Source organism: Coprococcus sp. HCN-4056 (genome assembly GCF_037892645.1).
Lineage (GTDB): Bacteria > Bacillota > Clostridia > Lachnospirales > Lachnospiraceae > Coprococcus > Coprococcus ammoniilyticus.
Genome location: NZ_JBBKBL010000001.1, coordinates 251,916 through 271,565, shown reverse-complemented (window position 1 = coordinate 271,565; position 19,650 = coordinate 251,916). Strand labels below are relative to the sequence as shown.

Genomic DNA, 19,650 nt, shown 5'->3' with positions numbered 1-19,650 from the left:
TACAATTGATATACCGGACATTTCTGCATTATACCCCTTCATTTGTAAATGGAGGTATAAAACTTTCTGATGCCGTTTCCCCTTCCTGGATGAAACCATTTTCTACACCGATCGAAATCGCATAATCAACCAGTTCATCATACTCCCGTTCCGTCAGTTTGCGGTTCAGTTCCGGGAATTTCTTACCGATACCCTCCATCGGCGTATACTGGTTCATAATACTGATGTAAATATTATTTCCATATGTTTTATATAAGTAACGAATGACAGCCTTGGAATCCTCGATACATCCCGGAAGCTCCAGATGACGGACAATAACACCACGCTTCATGATGCCATCCTCGTCAAATGTCGTCTGATCTCCTCCAACCTGCCGTACCATCTCCGCCAGTGCCGTTTTCGCCACCTCCGGATAATCCGGTGCGTGACTGTATCTCGCCGCCAGTTCTGCCGACATATATTTAAAATCGGGCAGGTAAATGTCAATGTATCCATCTAACAGCTTCAGGGCGTCGATCTCCTCATATCCACTGCAATTATAGACAAACGGAAGATTGAACCCCTGCTCCTTTGCCATATCGATTGCCTCTATGATCTGAGGAATAAAATGATCTGGCGTTACCAGATTGATATTATTGGCTCCCTGCTCTTTTAACTCAAAGAAGATTTCCGATAAGCGCTTTATCGTGATCTCTTTTCCATTCAAGCCCCCGGATATATCATGGTTTTGGCAATATGCACATCCAAGTGAACACCCGGAAAAGAATACCGCGCCCGATCCATTCTCTCCGGAAATGCAAGGCTCCTCCCACATATGCAATGCCGCCCTTGCGGCTGATATTGATAATGTTTCATTACATGCCCCTGTCTGTCCGTTTATGCGGTTCACCCCGCATTTTCTCGGACACAGGTGGCAGCTTTCCAGTAATTTTCTAAGTTTCATCCTATCTTTCCCACGATCGTCTGTGCGAATTCCTTTAGCTTTGATTCCGGCATATCCTCGATCTTACCTTCATCCATCAGCCCGGCAAGTGCAGGGTCGATTGGAAGCTTTACGACCGTCTCGATACCGAAACGATCCTGTATCTCCTCTACTTTACTCTCACCAAAGATGCTGTGTTCTTTGCCGCAATCCGGGCATTTGAAATATGACATATTCTCAACCAGACCTAAGATACGGATTCCCATATCGTCTGCCATACGGACTGCCTTCTCCACAATAAGAGACACCAGATCCTGAGGTGTTGTAACAATAACTGCGCCATCAACCGGCAGAGACTGGAATACCGTAAGCGGTACATCTCCGGTTCCGGGCGGACAATCAACCAGCATATAATCAATATCTCCCCAGACAACATCTGTATAAAACTGTTTTACTGCTCCCGCGATGATCGGACCACGCCAGATAACCGGTGCCGTCTGATCTTCGATCAACAGATTGATCGACATCATCTTGATTCCGGTCTTTGTTTCAACCGCATACAGGAAATCATCGCCTCTCTCCGGTTCTTCATTTATTCCAAATGCTGTCGGAATCGAAGGTCCGGTAATATCTGCATCCAGAACCGCCGTTTTATAACCAAGACGATTCAAGGTAACTGCAAGGGATGTCGTTACGGATGATTTTCCAACACCGCCTTTTCCACTGATAACTGCTATGATATGTTTGATCTTTGTTCCTTCATGTGGTGTTTCAAGTAAACTCTGAGGAGCAGTTCTTGATGAACAGCTCTCTCCACAACTACTACAATTATGATTACAACCTTCTGCCATTTTCTTGTACTCCAAATTTCATTTCATATTTTTTCAAGTCTTACAAATACATATACTTTCTATATGAACCGCCATGTACTTATTCATACTGACGGAACCATGCACATTCTTCCTCATTGCACTGTACGCCTTCCGGGTTTTTCAGATTAATGTGAAATACATGTCCGCTGTCCGGATGTTTCTCTCCAAATGACCGGATCACATGCCGGATACCCAGCTTCTCCATTCGTTCATCCAGATGAATGGTCTGAAATCTCAGATCATCATTTACACTGTACATCAGATATGCCGGTGGAAAATCTTTCGTCAGATACTCAAGCTGTGAAAGGAACAACTTTCTCTGCTCTTCAGATACTGCATAACTTCCATCTTCCTTCTTCATATACCAGTCAGAAATATTATCCTCCCGCTTGTCCATCTCATATGCTCCGCAGTTCAGGCACACAGCCTTTGGAAGTCTGTCATATGTAAAGAAATCCAGCTTGCTCCGATACGCTGCATTCCCGGCAATAATACAGTAATTTGCCGTAAGCTGCGCTCCTGCTGAATCCCCCAGCATATAAAACTTTTCCGTATCCAGATGAAGCATCTCTGCATTCTCGTGAATATAATGGATAATGTATGCCACATCCTCAATCGCTGCCGGATATTTGTTCTGAGGTGCCAGCCGGTAATTAAAATTTACAACCGCAAATCCCTTTGATGCCAGATGGCAGCAATAATAACTATACAGCTCTTTATCTCCATAGAACCATCCCCCGCCATGAACGCTGACGATCACCGGATATGTTGTCTGCGCATCCGGCTCAGCCGGATAATATATATCAAATAAACTGTTTGATGCATAACGTTCAGAATCAAGATTCGAAGCATCGTCCGGTTCATTATAATAGAAAATCCGACTATACTTTTCCGATGTCTTTTCCCCTATAGTTCTCTGTGAAGCTAATAATTCAACTGCCTCACACCACTTCTGATGATCCGGCTCTTTTTTATAGTCCAAATTCTTGATCTGAATTACATTATCCGGATATGCCAATCCTTCATCCCGCTTTGCATCATTGGCACTCCATGCATGCCGCATATTTAACCATGCCGGAAGCTCTGCATTTTTATTTCCTTGATTTATAATTTCTGAAACATTTTTCATGTTATTCTATTTCCTCTAATATCACATAATATATGAGTCTATCTTACTCTCTGACAAATACGAATGCAAGAAAACAATAAACTTCCAGTAAAGATTTAATTAAATTAAACACGATTCTCTTGTAATCAACAGTTTTCTCGTGTAATATTTGACCATAGTAAAAAATGTATATGACAGAACAGGAGGCTTTTATATGAATAAACTAAAAACCATCTTTCGTTCCCTACACTGGAAAAATATCCTCGGGCTGACCATTGCCGGGCTTATCAATGCCTTCGGTATTACGATATTTTTAAGTCCTGTTAATCTCTATGACAGTGGCATATCCGGTACTTCCATGCTGCTAAGCCAGATCACTCCGGAACACCTGTCACTTTCTGTTTTCCTTATTATTTTAAATATTCCACTTTTCTTATATGGCTGGAAAAAGCAGGGATCTACCTTCACCATCTATGCGATCTATGTAGTTGCGATCTACTCTCTGGGTGCATGGTTGATTACAGATGTCCTTCCTGTCGATGTCCGATTTGTATCTCCGCTTGCAGGCTCTGATCTGCTTCTGTGCGCACTCTTTGGCGGTCTGATCTCCGGTGCGGGAAGCGGACTTGCGATCCGTTTTGGCGGTGCAATGGACGGTATCGAGACACTTGCGATCATATTTGCCAAACGCCTTGGCATCACCGTCGGAACCTTTGTTATGGTCTATAATGTAGTGCTTTATATCATCTGCGGCATCATCCTGAACAGTTGGATCTTACCTCTTTATTCCATCGTTACATATATGGCTGCACTTAAGACCATCGACTTTATCGTAGAAGGTATTGACCGTTCCAAAGCCGCCTATATCATTACAACGAAGCCACAGGAAATCTGTCAGGAACTCTCGGATACATTTTCCTGCGGTATAACGACGATCGATGCAAAAGGCTTCTATTCAGATCAGGAAAAGACCATGATCTACATTGTTGTAAACCGTTTCCAGATTGGAAAAATGAAGAATATCGTCCATGAACTTGACGATAAAGCCTATGTCTCCATCAGCGAGATTGCCGAAGTTTACAGCTTTAACAAACAATAATAACATCCTGATAACTTATCTACATAATCGAAACAGGCACCGGTAACAATACCGATGCCTGTCTTGTGTAAATACTTATGTGTTTATCTGCCTGCGAATTATTCAGCAAGCTTTTTTAAAGAGATATTTGATACTGTGATTGTAGATGCAGGGGTATCAACATCCGCAATCTTACCCATAGAGAGGAAGAATCCAGCATCAGTATCTGTCTCTTCATTCATTGTGAATGTAATGGTTTTTACAACCTCTTCATTCTTTGGAAGAACAATTGTTTCTCCACCATACCATTTATAAGTGTTGCTCATGAAATTCAATAATACCGTTCTTGCTTCGGTTGACTTTAAAGTAATACTTGCTTCATAGGTCTTTCCATTTTCCAATGCCAGTCCCGTCTGCTTCAACTGTACATTCCAGTCAGCAGTTCCAACATCTGATAATTCATAAGTGATAACACCCTTATCAACTGTCTGTGTTCCAACAGCATCACCCATAATACCACCTTCCCAGTTTGAAAGTCCATTGTCTCCCTCTGAGAAATCTGCGTTCTTGATCAGATTCACATCTGACTCCGTCTCATCAACCTTTGGAGCATCAATTTTCTCAAGAATAATATCATCAATACAGATTCTATGCTGCTGTTTGATCTGAACACCGCCTACAGCACCCATAGAAATACTTAAAATTGTTCTAGGATCACTCTTGTTCTTCATCTTGAACTCAACAACAATAGACTGATATTCATCTGTAAGATCAACTGTCTTTGATCCTGAATATGGTGTCCAGTCATCATCAGATGAACCATCTCTCTGAAGTGCAACCATAAGCTTACGGTTCATATCTGATTTTGCCTTTAATGATAGTCTGTACCACTGACCTTCTTCAAGACTAATATTGTTCTGCTTTAACTGGATCATCCAGTCCTGAGCACCTGTATCCTTGATCGTAAAATCTGCTGCACAATCTTCTGTCTGACTGTCGACTACATAAGATACATCTGTGCTGCCTTCTGCATATACTTCGTAACCAGAGAAACCTGCCTTAAAACTTCCGTTCTTAATCAGTGTATTTTCAACAACGCGAACATTGTCCAAATAGATCGTTCCCTTATTTCCAAGGAAATATGTTATCGTCTTAAATGCATCAGTTAACTCTTCCGGTGTTTTAAATACATAGTTAAATGTCTGTTTGTCTGTTGTTACATCTGCAGTAAATGTTTCACCTGCAATAACTACATCAAGCTGCATATCTGTATCTGCCTGTGCGTCAAAGCTCAATGCATATTCTGTCTCAACGTTAAGTGGAAGACCATCCTGTGAAAGGATTACATCCGCTTTATTCTTTGTATCAGCCTTTACCATAAGACGACGGCCATCTGCCAATCCTGTTACGCTAACTACTGCCTGGCAGTTATTTGTCACAGTCCAGTCACCGAGACGATTCTTACCTTCCTGAAAACCACCATTGTAAATATAGTTACCATCTGATAAAGGTTTTTTACTATTATCAATTTCCTTCTGTGCTGTCTTTTTAATTGATACATTTGTAATGTATACAGTAGCTGTTGAATCTGTAGCACCGAAATTGAACTCCAGACGTGCATTTGCATCCGGCTTATCCGTCATGGTGTATGTATAAGTATAGGTCTGCTTCTCTGTTGTAAGGTCAACAACCGTATCATTCAGATAACGCTTGTAGGAACGATCTGGTGCAGATACATCTACTTTCATAGTACGTGCTTCATCTGCCCATGCATCAAATGTTACTGTATATTCGCCGCCTTTTTCTGCAGGAATTGATGGCTGAACAAGCTGAATACTGTAATCAACTGTTCCGGCTTTATCTGTATGTATTTCAATTGCCTTGTTTTTAATAACTGCATTTCCTTCTCCTTCTAAAGTGGTAAGGAATTTCCAGTCTATGTCATCTGTGAGATCTTCTGTCTTAGCAAAATCTCCATTGTTTACATAGTTTCCATTTGCATCCGGATCACGGATAATTACTTCGTTAACAGGTTTTTCTACATCTTCATTATAGCTGTCCTTCTGATATACTTTTACATAATCAATACTATAACTCTGAGTATTGATATAATCTGCATCATCATCCGGATATCCAACCCATGATCCACCAACTGCAAGATTTAAGATCATGTAAAATGGCTGATCAAATGGTGCAGGATAAGCAACCTCTGTTTCACCCTCAACGGCTGTGAACCAGTCACTTGTCTCATGATATTTTATTCCATCTACATACCATGTGATCTTACCCGGCTGCCAGTCACATGAAAATGTATGATATTCATCTGCAAAATTTCCATTCTCTAATGTATATGTTCCCTGCTTTTCCGCATGTGGACTTCCATAGTGAATCGTGCCATAAACCTTATCTGTTTCCTGCCCCATAACTTCCATAGCATCAATCTCACCACATCTTGGCCACTGTCCATACAGATTTTCATCTGTTGGCATCATCCAGAAGGCCGGAAGGAAACCTTTTCCACTTGGAACCTTAGCTCTTACCTCAAACAATCCATATGTAAAATCATGCTTACCCTGTGTATTGATTCTTCCTGAAGTAATAGAATATGAACCATCTTCATTCTTTGTCTTGACAGGCTGGATAACCAGCTTTCCATCCTTTACATATACATTCTGATCAGACTTTACATATGCCTGTAATTCACTGTTTACCCATCCTGGTGCATGCTCTTCATAATTCCAGTCATCCTCATTTAACGCATCACCATCAAAGTCATCTTCCCATTTCAGATTATATCCATCATAAGAAAGCTTGTTGTCTTCATCGCCCTTGTTATCCTGGTCGTCTTTATCATCCGGCTTGTTTGGTGTTACCGGCTTGTTTGGTGTTACCGGCTTGTTTGGCGTTCCCGGCTTGTTTGGTGTTCCCGGTTTATTGGATGGCTCAGTTTTCTTCTTTTTAATAGTAATTGTACATTTTGCCTTCTTTGCACTTCCATCTTTAGCCGTAGCTGTAATTGTAACTTTTCCAGCCTTTTTACAGGTAACAACACCCTTTTTACTTACTGTTGCAACCTTCTTATTGCTTGAAGTAAACTTTACACCCTTTACACTGGATTTTTTAGGTGAAACTGTTGCTTTTAATTTTACCTTCTTGCCAACCTGTGTTTTCACCTTGCTTTTATTGAGCTTTACAGATTTAACAGGTGTTCCAACAATAACCTTCAAGGTTGTCTTTTTCTTCTTATTTACCTTGCTTCTTACTGTTATAGTTGTTTTTCCCTTTTTCAATGCCTTGATTTTACCGTTTTTACTTACGGTAGCAACCTTTTCATTTGAAGATTTGTAGGTTACTTTCTTACTGATTTTTCCATTTACAGTTACTTTTGTTTTCAACTGGTATGATTTCTTTGCTTTTAAAACAAGCGTTTTTGTCTCAGGCTTTACAATCGATACCGTCTTGATTGTTGCTTTTTTTGTTGTTGCAGCCATAACCGGCATCTGGATGGTGCTTACTAAAAGTGTAAGAGCCATTAAAAAAGCAATAATCTTTTTTGCATTTTTCATGAATACATACCTCCCGTATAAATTTTTGTTATGCAAATAGTATAAGAAGACTACTGTTTTCTTTATATCGTTTATATTACTTTTATATCGTTTTATTGACCATAGTCATGTTTTATGATACAATTTATACAAATTTACTAATAGTCTTATTGTTTTATCTGTCATATTTACTATATAGTCTTATGACTGTTTTATACGAACGGGGATAGAATATGCAACTGAAAAAAGAACTTGTATACCGAGAATTTGTTCAAAGGGAAAATAATCTTCTGCGGGCTCCATACAATCCGGAGGTTTCCTTTTATACAGCGATAAAAGAAGGAGATGTAGCAAAGGTTGAACAGCTGTGTCAGGAATCCTTATTAGATAAAGAAGGATTAGGCACCTTGTCCGACCACTATCTTCAAAACATAAAATACCATTATGTCATTACAACAGCAATTATTGCACGTTACTGCATTGAAGGTGGTATGGAATTGTCAAATGCCTACAGTCTGAGCGATTTCTATATCCAAAAAGCGGACCGTTGCAAAACGCCAGAGGAAGTTGCAGCACTTCATCCTGCCATGTGTATGGATTATGCGAAACGAATGCGAAACCTTCGAAAATCCAAAATATCATCACTCCATATTGCTGTCTGTCTGGATTATATCTATGATCATCTTCATACCCATATCACAGCAGAACAACTTGCTAAGCTGACAGGATTAAATATCTCCTATCTATCCCGGCTTTTTAAAAAGGAAACCGGTCAGACAATCAGCAACTATATTCGTGATAAAAAAATTGAAACAGCGAAAAATATGTTACTTTATTCTGATTTCTCGCCTTCTGAAATTGCCTCAATTCTGGCATTTCCCAGCCAGAGTTATTTTACAGAAGTATTTCGAAAGACAACTGGAGTCACTCCAAGAAAATATCAGGAATCTTTTTTACGAACAACTGCCCTTGGAAAATAATACAACAACTATCTGTGCATATCTTGTGTTATACTGGATATGCACATTTTATATTGTAAGCTTATTTCAAGGAGGCACATATGTCTGTATTATCATCTATAGAACCACAAAATGTATTTCATTATTTTGAAGAAATCTGCTCCATCCCACATGGCTCCGGTCATACCGATGCGATCAGTAATTATCTGACAGCATTTGCCGAAGCGCATGAACTGAAATATATCAAAGATGCTTCCAACAATGTCATTATCTTTAAGCCGGGAACCTCCGGCTATGAGACTTCTGCCCCTGTCATACTGCAGGGACATATAGACATGGTTGCTGTGAAAGAAAAGGACTGCCCGATCAATATGGATACCGACGGTCTGAAACTCAAATTGGAAAATGGCATTATCAGCGCAGAAGGCACGACCCTTGGCGGTGATGATGGAATCGCTGTCGCATTTGCACTTGCAATACTCGACTCCCACGATATTCCACATCCACCATTAGAAGCTGTCTTTACGGTTGACGAGGAGATCGGTATGCTCGGTGCGGCGGCTCTTGACTGTTCGCCACTCTCATCCCGTATCATGTTAAATCTTGATTCTGAAGACGAAGGCTATCTTCTTGTCAGTTGTGCAGGCGGCGCAACCGCAGATGTTCAGATTCCTGTTAAATGGGAAAATACGAATGCAAAAGCATCTGCTTATAAACTCTCTGTCTTACATGCCTGTGGCGGTCATTCCGGTGTCGAGATCAACAAGCAAAGTGCAAATGCCAGCAAGGTATTAGGGCGTGTTCTGAACGCACTTGCAAATGATTATGATATGAAATTATCCACGCTCTCCGGTGGCTTAAAGGATAACGCCATTCCGACCGATGCAGAAGCTGTCGTTATCTTTTCTGATACCGATATGTCTGACATAAACACACCAGACCATGCAGATATTTCATCAAATTCTGTGCACTCAAGCCTTCAGGATCTCATCTCCAAATGGAATCAGATCATCCGTCATGAATACACCCATACAGACCCGGATATCTGTATCACCTTAGAGCCTGTTGATCTTCCGGCAGCCACAATGACAGATACATCTACCCATACCGTGATCGATGTCTTAATGGCTTATCCAAATGGTGTCCGGAAAATGAGCAAAGATATCGCAGGGCTGGTTCAGACTTCCCTGAACCTCGGTATCCTGTCAACGATCAAACCAGACGATCCATCAACAAATGGCATGGTATCTTTTAAAAGCTCCGTCCGAAGCAGTATCGGAAGTGAAAAAGCTGCCCTGCTTTATAGCCTAAAATCTCTCGCCACGCTGGCAGGCGGAACCCTGACCGTAACCGGAGATTATCCCGCATGGGAATACCGAGAGGATTCTCCTCTTCGCGATCTGATGGTAAAAATATTCAAACAGCAATATGGAAAAGAACCTGTAATACAGGCACTCCATGCCGGTGTAGAATGTGGAATCTTTGCTTCTAAACTGCCGGGACTTGACTGTGTATCCTTCGGACCGGATATGGATGATATCCACACAACCAATGAATCCATGAACGTGGAAAGTGTCCGCCGGACATGGGAATACACCTTAGAGATATTGAAAGAATTAAAATAATACATCTTACAAAAAGGAGCTGACACCTAACAATTCTATTGTTATCGTGTCAGCTCTTATCATAATTACCCTCCCTTATTCCTCTCTCAGATCCTTTAAGATTCTTTGTCTTTTTAATTGAATAACATCCATAAAAATTGCCACTATCTGAATAAACAGAACAAATGCAAGCACCAGTGCTATGCTTTTCCAGCCATCAACCAACACAATATTTTTTGTTATTTCTGGCAAATATAAGCGGCACAAAAGTGTCACTATAAAGACAGCTACAATAGATACAACAATTCCCTGACCAATCTTGGTCAGAAGCATCGGCAAAATAATACTGCTGTCTGTGCGGCCAATTGCCTTCAGGATGGCAAAGTTATGTCTGCGTCGAACGAATGTCAGTGCATGGATATATAAAACTGCCAGGAAATTAATTACCATAATGATTACAAAAATTCCATAAGTACCACCCTGAATCGTTTTCTTATTATCCTGATCCCGGATGTAATCTGTCAAAGTATCAAAGAAAGAATATTCATATACAGGTGCATGTGTATTCAGAAACTCTGCTGCCTTTAACTCATAACCCGACTTTACATTTATATTAATAAGTACATTTGTATAATCGAATTGTTTTTTAAACAGCTCTTCAGGAAGAATGATAGCGATTCCATTCTGATCCTTCCAGTTTAAGAATCTGCTCCTTCCGAAAACCGGCACTTCTCCCTCTGAAAATACCGGTCCTTCTTCCTCCTGACGACCCGCATACCTTAGTGTATCCGGGATATCATTTAAAATACAATCTTCTGTATTCTTATAATTATCAATTATGATCACTCCTCCAGATTGGACAAACTTATTATAGCTGACCTCCTGTGACATCTCTATTTTTCGGTTATATTGTTTTTCACTGACACCAACGATCTCACACCACACACCCTTTTCATCATCTGAAAATATCAAATCATCTGCATAGTCCATATTGATAAGAGAAGGATCAATGAAAAACTCACCCATAGTATCATAAACCTCATCATAGTAGGAAACGCCCGGTATGAGATTTTCAAAATCATCCATATGGCTGACATCATCGGATATTAGTGAAAACTGTACATCCTGACTTTCCTCAGACAATAACTGATATGATACATAACGATTTACCATAAGAACCAGCATCGTTACCATTCCGATCAGGACAAGAGACAGGAATGAAAATACCTTTTCATAATCTCCGGTATCCCGAATGGAATACCGCATCATGATATTTCCTTTTTCAGATCCACGTTTATCCTTTACCTTATAATTGTTTCTGCCGCCTTTCATAATATCGATCAATTTCATTCTTGAACGATATATTAATACAGGACAGATTCCAACTACAAAATCCAAGACACAGATTCCCAAAATGACCAAATATGAAATTGGCTGGAACTGTGGAGCAAAATGCTCCAGTGGGATGGTTCGTAATGACTGTATAAGTTTAAAGATCAAAATGGTTATATATCTTCCAAGTATAAGTCCAAGCACACATCCAATGATTATCAGAATGAAACTCTCCAGGAAATATGCCGAAAAAATATAGCCATTTGAAAATCCAAGACTCATAAGGATTCCCTGCTGATTATTTCTTTCACTCATATACGACAGGAAAATATGAATACCAAGAATGAGTGAAGTGAGTATGATCAGTATGATAAAACCCATGAGGAGTTGTCCAATATTGGTATCCTCTAGTCCGCCTGATCTGTCAATCTCTATCGCGTTCAGATCTCCATTTGTGATCATATGGTATCCTTCCATAAATCCATGGGCGGTATCACCATTAAAGATCTGCTTAGTACTCAGATCCAAATATTTTTTTATTGCTTTATATCCCGGCTGATAGTCCCGTCGATCATTAAAATGAATATAGATGTTGTATAAATTTCCCCGTGTACTTCCATTTACGATCGCAACCTTATAGACATCCTGTGTACTATAATCATAATCATTTAAAATTCCACTGATCATATAGGTCTGATCCTTGAAGGTAACTGTGTCTCCCAGATCAAATTGTTTTGCAATATAAACATTTTTGTATTTGGCTGTTGCCGATATAGCAATCTCATTTTCTTTTTTGGGAAAACTACCCTTTTCTAATTGGTAATGATTCATAGTGATCGAAGCTGCATCACTATCCACGATACATAATTCATTATTTACATTTGCAACTATTTTTTCTACACCAAGTGTTGCCTGATCCTTATACTGCTCCAATATCCAGTCACGAACCTTATATGTTACATTATGTAAAGTAATATTGTATTCTCCATTTGTCTGATACGCATTTTGCAGCCGCATATCCTGAAATGATATATATGCATTGATCGAGGAAAAGATAAGCATAACAGAAAAACAAATACTTATAATTGCCCGAACCGCTTTTTTCCTGTTGTGCAGGATATTGTGAAATATCAATCGGCACTTCATATTGTTTCCCCTCCTTAATTCTGCCGGATTCTTCCGTCAACAAGATGAATACAGTGATCTGCCTGCTTCGCAATATCAGCATCATGCGTCACCATGAGCAAAGTCATGCCATATTCATTTGTTGTCTGTTTCAACAGATCAATGACACGTCTGCTGTTCTCCGAATCCAGATTACCGGTTGGTTCGTCTGCCAGTATGATCCTAGGCTGATTGATCAACGCCCTCGCGATCGCAATCCGTTGTTGCTGTCCACCTGATAACTGATCCGGATATTTATTTAAAAGATCTTTTATATCTAATTGTTCTGTCAATGTATCAAAATAATCCTTCTTACATTTCTTTACACATTCGTTTGCGATCATAATATTATCCCGACATGTAAGAACCGGCATTAACTGAAAAAACTGGAATACCATTCCAATCATTTCCCGACGATATCGTAGACAGTCTTTTTTACCATAGTCCAATATATTCCTGTCTTCAACCAATATGCTTCCAGAATCCGGCTTATCAATCAATCCGATCATATTTAATAATGTTGTTTTTCCGCTTCCACTTTTGCCTGTAATAACTGTAAATGTATTTTCCTGAATATCTGCACTAACGTCATTAAGCGCCAGACAACAGGAATCTCCTTCTCCATACTTTTTTGTCAAATGTTCTATTTTTATCATGATATCCACCTCTCTGCGCTCAATATTTTTATTTAACAAAAGCACGTCATATTTTCCATTTACAGTCGATTTTTCTTATTATAAATAACATGGAAAATATAACGTGCTTCATTATTTGAAGAATCGCTTTCTGCTTTTATCCCCTCAATTTAGATCTCTGACTATCTGCAAATGCATCTAATCCTTCTGGTTCTTCTGCCTGATAATACTTATTCTTACATACATCAGATACCAGTGGTGCAATGACCATAGCTACAGCACAAAGCTGTGTTCCAAACTTACAGATCAGTCTGGCTATTGCCTTCTTCATAAGCATCTCCCCCTTTCTTATTATTTAGCCTTTGTTTATCACGGCTAAAACCCAAACCGTAGTTATATTCTAGCATATTATTTGCAAATTGTGTTGATTTAGGAGTGAGTGGTCGAAATTAAGGAGTGAACGGTAGTAGTTATACCATTTACTCCCTAATTTCGACCGTTCACTCCAAAAAAATGCACTTTTTTTAAAATCATGTTATACTGGCTTTATCTATAAAAAGGGGGACAATACACATGAAACAACTCGGAACATATCTGGCAGATACCTTAACCGAAGATGGACAGATATCAAAAGAACAACAGGCAATCTATGCTTATCTGTTTGATTATCTGATTGAAGCCCTACTATATGATATAGTTGTTCTTATTATCGGTTTACTCGTACACCGCCTCGACCTAACGCTCTGCTATCTTCTGGTCACCATTCCTCTCCGCCACTTCGCAGGTGGATTTCATGCAAATACCAGACTTGGCTGTACCATACTATCCTATGGGATTTATCTTATAACTATTTTTTCTTGTTCGCTTATTCTTAAACATATAAAGCCTGTCTGGATATTTATCCTATATCTGCTCACCTGGTGTATGATACTTCCGGTTGCACCAGTAGATACAAAAAACAAGCGTTTATCTGAACATCAGAAAAAGAAATTATTTCACCGATGCCTGATAACCTGTTTCATTTTAACAATCTTAACAGGTTTTCTATATCTACATCACCAGATCACCTATTGCGGAATTATTATGCTGTGTATGGTCGAGGGTGTAATAAGTGTATATATTGGCATCTGGAAAAACAGGAGGAATTTATGATATTACGAATCGGCATCTGTGATGACACACAAACAGACATTATTCATTTGGAAAAACACATTAAACATTATATGGCATCTTATAATATTGAATTTGAAATCGAATCCTTCCGTTCTGGGGCAGCCCTTCTGCAGGCACAAAAGGAGCAGCCATTTCACATTTTACTGCTTGATATCGAATTGCCTGAAATTAATGGTATGATGGTCGCCCGATATCTACGTGATGAATTATATGATGATGTTTTCATTGTCTTTGTAACATCCTATCCACAATACATGCAGGAAAGTTTTGATGTACAGCCTTTTCAGTTCCTTACAAAACCTGTTAGTTATACAAAAATAGAAAAACTACTTTCCGATATCATCCATCGATATAAACATTCTCATATAACTAAAATTGTAATTGACTCACATGGAAAAGAACATTTGATCCCTGTAAACAATATCTTATATATTCAGGCTGTTAAAGGAGAAAAACGATATCTGGAATACCATTTAATTGATGCCATATTAACAGGAGAAGGAACGATTCAGGATTGGGAAAATCGCTTATCTGATCATGATTTTTGTTCTCCTTACCGTGGATATCTGGTAAATATACGGCATATTCAAACAATTCAGCCTTCAAATATTGTAATAGCTAATGGGACTTTGATTCCTATAAGCAGAAGAAAAGTAACAACTTTACAGCAACTTTATGCCAACCGTATTATTCACGTTTTAAAATAGAAAGAAGAGGAAATCAAACATGATAGTTCTAATAAGCGTGCTTAGTTTTATATTTGATAATTCATTATTATATATCTTTTTTCAAACTATGTTTGAAAAGAAAAAAAGAGATTACAATCCATATTATATTTTATTTGCCTTTATAATAGCTGACTCTATCTTCTGGATAATTTCATATTCACTGGTAGGAAATGTTTCATATTGGGCTTCTGCTACAAGGACAATGCTTACAAATATTATAAATTTATGTCTCTCTTTATTTTTTACTTCCGGAATTATTTATAGAATTTCTGTCATTTTAAGTTATTCTATAATAATTTCCATCTGCGAAGAAATGGCATATTATATTATTTCACATTTTACAGATATAACCATACAATTTGACTCCTTACCTGAGATCGTATTCACGTCTATTTCTCTTGTTAGTGATTTATTAATTCTGCTTATCATTATAATTCTTCATGTCATTCGAAAGCAAAAGGCTGGAATCAAATCTAAAAAATATAGCATTTTACTATTGATCATCCCATTACTTTCCTGCACACTTGTATTACTTCCTACCTTTTTCAGTTTGAATAAAACCAACCCAAACACTTACCTGATCCTTGTTATCTTTCTGCTTATTATTAATATCGTAAACTACATTCTTCTTCAGAGCGTCTTAAAAGCTGAATCACTTGCCCAGGAAGCAGGACAGCTTACCGAGCAGGTAAACTATCAGCGACAGAAATACCAGCAGCTTGGAGATGCCTATAAAAACATTCGTGGATTCATGCATGATATCAAGAAGCATTTATTCTATATTGAGACCTGTGTAAATGAAGAACACTATGATCGTATCATTCCATATGCCAGAGAAACCATGTCCGATCTGGAAGCCAGATATTGTACTGTAAATACAGGGAATCTGGTCATCGACGCTTTTATAAGCAATCTGATGCTTCGGACTGCCCGCCACAACATCAAACTCACAACCAAACTAAAAATCGACAATGACCTTGTTCCATGTGACGATTATCATATGACTATTATTCTTGGAAACCTGTTAGATAATGCATTAAATGCCTGTCTGGAAGAACAGAGTGGCGAGATCAATATCAATATTCAGACGATCGAGCATACCTTTACGATCTATATTACAAATACCTACCATTTTCCTATCGGAGAAAAACCACCGGAAGATATAGAAAATCTGGACTTTATTCATGGATATGGTTTGAAGAATGTAAAAAAATCTGCTGAAGCCTGCGGCGGATTTTGCCTGATCAATTACGAAAATGGAATCTATTCTGTAACGGTTATTATTCCTGAAAAAAAGAGAACTACCTGAATCATATATGATATTTTCCTGCCAGACAGGAGGTATCCATATGTTTCCGGTAGTTTTCTTTTTATCAGAATATATACCCTTAAGCCGAAAAAAAGCCCCAACCCAGCAGCTTCAAATATCTGCCAAATTAGGACTTTTGTAGTGGGCCGCCGGGGGCTCGAACCCCGCACACCCTGATTAAGAGTCAGGTGCTCTACCAAATGAGCTAGCGGCCCGAAGTCGTTTTTATTTTGTTATCTCGCCGACAACGAAATTGATTATATAACATAGTTTATCCAAATGCAAGCATTTTTTTCAAAAAATTTTAACTTTTTTTAATATCGGTTATTTGCATAGATTTTATGCGCATTTTTGTACTATTTTCCTATTGATTTTTATCTTCTTCTGTTATAGCAGCGCGGTTTCTTTTCTCTCTTGCAGCAATCCTGATTCAAAATTTTTTTCACTTCCTCATATCCCCTGTATAAACAAACACACCATTTGTTAAATCCTTTTTTGCAGTAACAGCATGCAGTCACCTTTTTCTGAAATTTATGATCTCCCATTCACAAAAACACCTCCGCTTTTCGTTCAACCTCTGACGGACAAAAATCTCTTCCCCACCAGAAAAAAAGCCTCCTATACCATATTATATGAAGAAACCAGAATAAGTTCCCGGTAATTCCTGATTTCACCATCAAAACCCACGAAAAAACATAAAAAAAACAGCCCCGCTATTTACTTTAAAACCCTAATATTGATATAATGGAACAATGAGCAATGCAGAATTATATATATGTAGAACGAGCGAAAGCTTGCTTACGGCGAGTTCTATATATATATATAATTCTATAGTGCGAAGCACTACAACGAGCCGTCAGGCGAGGTGGCATTGCGAATTGACCACATGGTGGGCATTGCGAATTAAGATTATTTTGGAGGAACACCCTCGTGAGACTTAGAAACGTAAAAGGCTCCAGAGAGACAATTGCCGACAACAAATACGTCGTGCACGACGAAGAAAGCATGAAAGGCAAATGGAGCGAATTTTTTGGAAATACAAATCCCATCCACATCGAGATCGGTATGGGAAAAGGACAATTTATCATGGAGCTTGCCAGACGGAATCCGGATATCAACTATCTCGGTATCGAGAAATATTCCAGCGTTCTGGTGCGCGCCATCGAGAAACGTGAACAGGAAGAAGACATGACCAATCTTTATTTTATAAGAATGGATGCCGAATATATCGAGAATGTCTTTGCAGAGAATGAAGTAGCAAATATCTACCTGAACTTCTCTGATCCATGGCCAAAGGATCGCCATGCCAGGAGACGACTGACTTCAACTCACTTTTTCGAACACTACGATCATATCCTTGCGCCGGACGGACGTGTTATGTTCAAGACAGATAACCGCCCATTATTTGACTTCTCTTTAGAGCAGGTACCGGAAGCAGGATGGACACTTGAAAACTACACATATGATCTGCACCATTCCGAATACAACGAAGGAAATATCATGACAGAATACGAAGCAAAGTTTTCTGCTCTTGGTACTCCGATCAACCGGCTGGTTGCATATCGAACAAAAAAATAGCATTGGAGAATAACCGTTCATGAAGATAAGAAAGAACCCGAAGAAAAACAGGACAAGGCATGCAATTCCTGTCGTTATCCTGTCCACTGTTCTGTTATTTACCATGAGCGTTTTCTATATAGACAGCACGTCATCCTCTGCTGCCGGAACAGACCATTTGTTTCTTCCAGACAGTACAGTTACGAATACGGCATCTGATGACTCTACAAACGAAGGATCAGATAACAGCACAGATGAGGATGGAACAACTGAATACTTAGTTACAACCGAGTACCCTGATGAACCGGGCAAAGCACCGGAGCTTGCGTCCAACTATGCCATCGTACTGGACGCAAATACTGGGAATATTCTATATCAAAAAAACGCTTTTGATAAACAGTACCCGGCAAGTATCACGAAGATTATGACCTTCTTACTTGCCATTGAAAATACAAAGCTGACCGATACTGTAACAATGTCACACGATGCCGTCTTCGGCATTGATCGAGGAAGCAGCCATATCGGTCTGGATGAAGGTGAACAGATCTCTATGGAGGATGCCCTCTATGGTATGATGCTGGAATCCGCAAATGAAGTTGCATGGGGCATCGGAGAATTTGTCTCTGGTGGGAGCATCGAAGATTTTGCTAAGATGATGAATGAACGTGCAGTCAAGCTTGGCTGCCTTGGCACTCATTTTGTAAATGCAAATGGTCTTCCGGACGAGAACCATTATACAACCTGTTATGACATGGCATTAATAACCAAAGCCTGTCTGGAACACGATGAATTCCGTAAAATAACAGGTACCAGAAATCATGTCATTGGACCGACAAATATTTGTGAGGAAGAACGTCAGCTCTGGCAACACTGTAAGATGACAAATCCTGACAGCAAATATTACTATGAATACTGCGAAGGCGGTAAGACCGGTTATACAAATGATGCATTAAATACCCTGGTTACTTGGAGTAAAAAAGGTAATACCGAACTGATCTGTGTTCTGATGAACTGCAACGGTGCGGCAAATACCTACACTGACAGCAAAGCCATCTATGAGTATTGCTTCCGGAATTATAGTCTCCAGACCCCTCTGGCCGACTATACCTTTGACAGTACCCAGACATCACAGGCACTTGATTATCTGAACTCCTATTACAAAGCTGATTCCGGTTCTGATATTACATTGCAGGTTGATAAGGACTATAAACTGAATTTTAATAAAAATTATGATATTAAGAAATTAACTTACAGTATCGAATACAACAAAGAACCGGTAAAAGATGGAGATACTTATACCGTGGGGCATCTGATTCTCTCCTATGGCGGAAATATGATAGGAACAACAGATCTTACCGTAACCGGCTATAACCCGGATGGGAAACAGATTTCATCAAATAACACAGAACATGCAGCCGATGCAACAGTTGCAGCCTCTGCAGCAAAAAAGAAGCTGTCGATCCATCCATTGTGGATCATTCTTGCAGTTCTGCTTCTTCTTGCCGTATTGTTTGTGGCCTATCTGATCCATATACAGAAAGCAAGAAAGCATCAACGCGCGCTTCAGGCAGCAAGAAAAAAACAATATGAAGAACGCCGACGACAGCTTCAGGAAACATTTGATAATGACCTTGACGAGTAAGGTACAATAGAAACAACAAAAC

The 19,650-nt window shown here is 39.2% G+C and carries 15 protein-coding genes and 1 tRNA gene; 8 read left to right on the top strand and 8 right to left on the bottom strand.

Annotated elements, in window-relative coordinates; translation table 11 throughout:
* Window positions 1-28: 28 nt before the first annotated feature.
* The 3 genes from WKT03_RS01170 to WKT03_RS01160 all read right to left on the bottom strand — a co-directional run bounded on the left by WKT03_RS01170 (window position 29) and on the right by WKT03_RS01160 (window position 2,923).
* Window positions 29-943 carry a radical SAM protein gene (locus WKT03_RS01170; RefSeq protein ID WP_117784590.1) on the bottom strand — a complete coding sequence of 305 codons (915 nt, stop codon included), beginning with the start codon at window positions 941-943 and terminating at the stop codon, window positions 29-31.
* Window positions 940-1,773 carry an Mrp/NBP35 family ATP-binding protein gene (locus WKT03_RS01165; RefSeq protein ID WP_117784589.1) on the bottom strand — a complete coding sequence of 278 codons (834 nt, stop codon included), beginning with the start codon at window positions 1,771-1,773 and terminating at the stop codon, window positions 940-942. Before WKT03_RS01165 ends, WKT03_RS01170 begins: the two co-directional genes overlap by 4 nt.
* Before the next feature lie 79 nt (window positions 1,774-1,852).
* Window positions 1,853-2,923, bottom strand: coding sequence for an alpha/beta hydrolase (locus WKT03_RS01160; RefSeq protein WP_340390793.1), 1,071 nt, complete (start codon window positions 2,921-2,923; stop codon window positions 1,853-1,855).
* Between the two features lie 193 nt (window positions 2,924-3,116).
* Here WKT03_RS01160 and WKT03_RS01155 point away from each other — a divergent pair, with 193 nt between their 5' ends.
* Window positions 3,117-4,001, top strand: a complete 885-nt coding sequence (locus tag WKT03_RS01155) for a YitT family protein (protein WP_340390792.1) — start codon at window positions 3,117-3,119, stop codon at window positions 3,999-4,001.
* 98 nt (window positions 4,002-4,099) lie between these two features.
* Here the strand turns inward: WKT03_RS01155 and WKT03_RS01150 are convergent, their stop codons facing one another.
* Window positions 4,100-7,546: a carbohydrate binding domain-containing protein gene (locus WKT03_RS01150; RefSeq protein WP_117784587.1), complete on the bottom strand. Its 3,447-nt coding sequence runs from the start codon at window positions 7,544-7,546 to the stop codon at window positions 4,100-4,102.
* Between the two features lie 212 nt (window positions 7,547-7,758).
* Here WKT03_RS01150 and WKT03_RS01145 point away from each other — a divergent pair, with 212 nt between their 5' ends.
* Both WKT03_RS01145 and WKT03_RS01140 read left to right on the top strand, forming a co-directional pair.
* Window positions 7,759-8,505, top strand: coding sequence for a helix-turn-helix transcriptional regulator (locus tag WKT03_RS01145; RefSeq protein ID WP_117822447.1), 747 nt, complete (start codon window positions 7,759-7,761; stop codon window positions 8,503-8,505).
* A gap of 80 nt (window positions 8,506-8,585) precedes the next feature.
* Window positions 8,586-10,109, top strand: coding sequence for an aminoacyl-histidine dipeptidase (locus tag WKT03_RS01140; protein ID WP_340390791.1), 1,524 nt, complete (start codon window positions 8,586-8,588; stop codon window positions 10,107-10,109).
* Between the two features lie 75 nt (window positions 10,110-10,184).
* Here WKT03_RS01140 and WKT03_RS01135 read toward each other — a convergent pair whose 3' ends face one another.
* From WKT03_RS01135 to WKT03_RS01125, 3 genes are all read right to left on the bottom strand, one after another.
* On the bottom strand, window positions 10,185-12,566 hold the full coding sequence (locus WKT03_RS01135) for an FtsX-like permease family protein (protein ID WP_021944289.1): 2,382 nt from the start codon (window positions 12,564-12,566) through the stop codon (window positions 10,185-10,187).
* Between the two features lie 14 nt (window positions 12,567-12,580).
* The gene (locus WKT03_RS01130; RefSeq protein ID WP_340390790.1) at window positions 12,581-13,240 is read right to left on the bottom strand and encodes an ABC transporter ATP-binding protein; all 660 of its coding nucleotides are present in this window, start codon (window positions 13,238-13,240) and stop codon (window positions 12,581-12,583) included.
* A gap of 136 nt (window positions 13,241-13,376) precedes the next feature.
* Window positions 13,377-13,550, bottom strand: coding sequence for a hypothetical protein (locus WKT03_RS01125; protein ID WP_021944287.1), 174 nt, complete (start codon window positions 13,548-13,550; stop codon window positions 13,377-13,379).
* Between the two features lie 242 nt (window positions 13,551-13,792).
* On the opposite strand from WKT03_RS01125, the gene WKT03_RS12610 reads away from it, so the two are divergent.
* The 3 genes from WKT03_RS12610 to WKT03_RS01115 all read left to right on the top strand — a co-directional run bounded on the left by WKT03_RS12610 (window position 13,793) and on the right by WKT03_RS01115 (window position 16,429).
* Window positions 13,793-14,371 (top strand): accessory gene regulator B family protein, encoded by a 579-nt coding sequence (locus WKT03_RS12610; protein WP_117822444.1) that lies wholly within the window; start codon window positions 13,793-13,795, stop codon window positions 14,369-14,371.
* The gene (locus WKT03_RS01120; RefSeq protein WP_021944285.1) at window positions 14,368-15,099 is read left to right on the top strand and encodes a LytR/AlgR family response regulator transcription factor; all 732 of its coding nucleotides are present in this window, start codon (window positions 14,368-14,370) and stop codon (window positions 15,097-15,099) included. Before WKT03_RS12610 ends, WKT03_RS01120 begins: the two co-directional genes overlap by 4 nt.
* Before the next feature lie 517 nt (window positions 15,100-15,616).
* Complete coding sequence (locus WKT03_RS01115; RefSeq protein ID WP_242997311.1) at window positions 15,617-16,429, top strand: sensor histidine kinase; 813 nt, start codon at window positions 15,617-15,619, stop codon at window positions 16,427-16,429.
* Between the two features lie 142 nt (window positions 16,430-16,571).
* Here the strand turns inward: WKT03_RS01115 and WKT03_RS01110 are convergent.
* Window positions 16,572-16,644, bottom strand: a tRNA-Lys gene (locus WKT03_RS01110).
* A 715-nt stretch (window positions 16,645-17,359) separates the two neighbouring features.
* On the opposite strand from WKT03_RS01110, the gene trmB reads away from it, so the two are divergent.
* Window positions 17,360-18,007 carry a tRNA (guanosine(46)-N7)-methyltransferase TrmB gene (gene trmB, locus WKT03_RS01105; RefSeq protein ID WP_117784580.1) on the top strand — a complete coding sequence of 216 codons (648 nt, stop codon included), beginning with the start codon at window positions 17,360-17,362 and terminating at the stop codon, window positions 18,005-18,007.
* Between the two features lie 19 nt (window positions 18,008-18,026).
* The gene (locus WKT03_RS01100; RefSeq protein ID WP_340390789.1) at window positions 18,027-19,628 is read left to right on the top strand and encodes a D-alanyl-D-alanine carboxypeptidase family protein; all 1,602 of its coding nucleotides are present in this window, start codon (window positions 18,027-18,029) and stop codon (window positions 19,626-19,628) included.
* The last annotated feature ends 22 nt before the right edge of the window (window positions 19,629-19,650 follow it).

Bases quoted from the DNA above. Each gene is read 5' to 3' on its own strand.
- WKT03_RS01170 (WP_117784590.1), bottom strand. From the start codon at position 943: ATGAAACTTAGAAAATTACTGGAAAGCTGCCACCTGTGTCCGAGAAAA.
- WKT03_RS01165 (WP_117784589.1), bottom strand. From the start codon at position 1,773: ATGGCAGAAGGTTGTAATCATAATTGTAGTAGTTGTGGAGAGAGCTGT.
- WKT03_RS01160 (WP_340390793.1), bottom strand. From the start codon at position 2,923: ATGAAAAATGTTTCAGAAATTATAAATCAAGGAAATAAAAATGCAGAG.
- WKT03_RS01155 (WP_340390792.1), top strand. From the start codon at position 3,117: ATGAATAAACTAAAAACCATCTTTCGTTCCCTACACTGGAAAAATATC.
- WKT03_RS01150 (WP_117784587.1), bottom strand. From the start codon at position 7,546: ATGAAAAATGCAAAAAAGATTATTGCTTTTTTAATGGCTCTTACACTT.
- WKT03_RS01145 (WP_117822447.1), top strand. From the start codon at position 7,759: ATGCAACTGAAAAAAGAACTTGTATACCGAGAATTTGTTCAAAGGGAA.
- WKT03_RS01140 (WP_340390791.1), top strand. From the start codon at position 8,586: ATGTCTGTATTATCATCTATAGAACCACAAAATGTATTTCATTATTTT.
- WKT03_RS01135 (WP_021944289.1), bottom strand. From the start codon at position 12,566: ATGAAGTGCCGATTGATATTTCACAATATCCTGCACAACAGGAAAAAA.
- WKT03_RS01130 (WP_340390790.1), bottom strand. From the start codon at position 13,240: ATGATAAAAATAGAACATTTGACAAAAAAGTATGGAGAAGGAGATTCC.
- WKT03_RS01125 (WP_021944287.1), bottom strand. From the start codon at position 13,550: ATGAAGAAGGCAATAGCCAGACTGATCTGTAAGTTTGGAACACAGCTT.
- WKT03_RS12610 (WP_117822444.1), top strand. From the start codon at position 13,793: ATGAAACAACTCGGAACATATCTGGCAGATACCTTAACCGAAGATGGA.
- WKT03_RS01120 (WP_021944285.1), top strand. From the start codon at position 14,368: ATGATATTACGAATCGGCATCTGTGATGACACACAAACAGACATTATT.
- WKT03_RS01100 (WP_340390789.1), top strand. From the start codon at position 18,027: ATGAAGATAAGAAAGAACCCGAAGAAAAACAGGACAAGGCATGCAATT.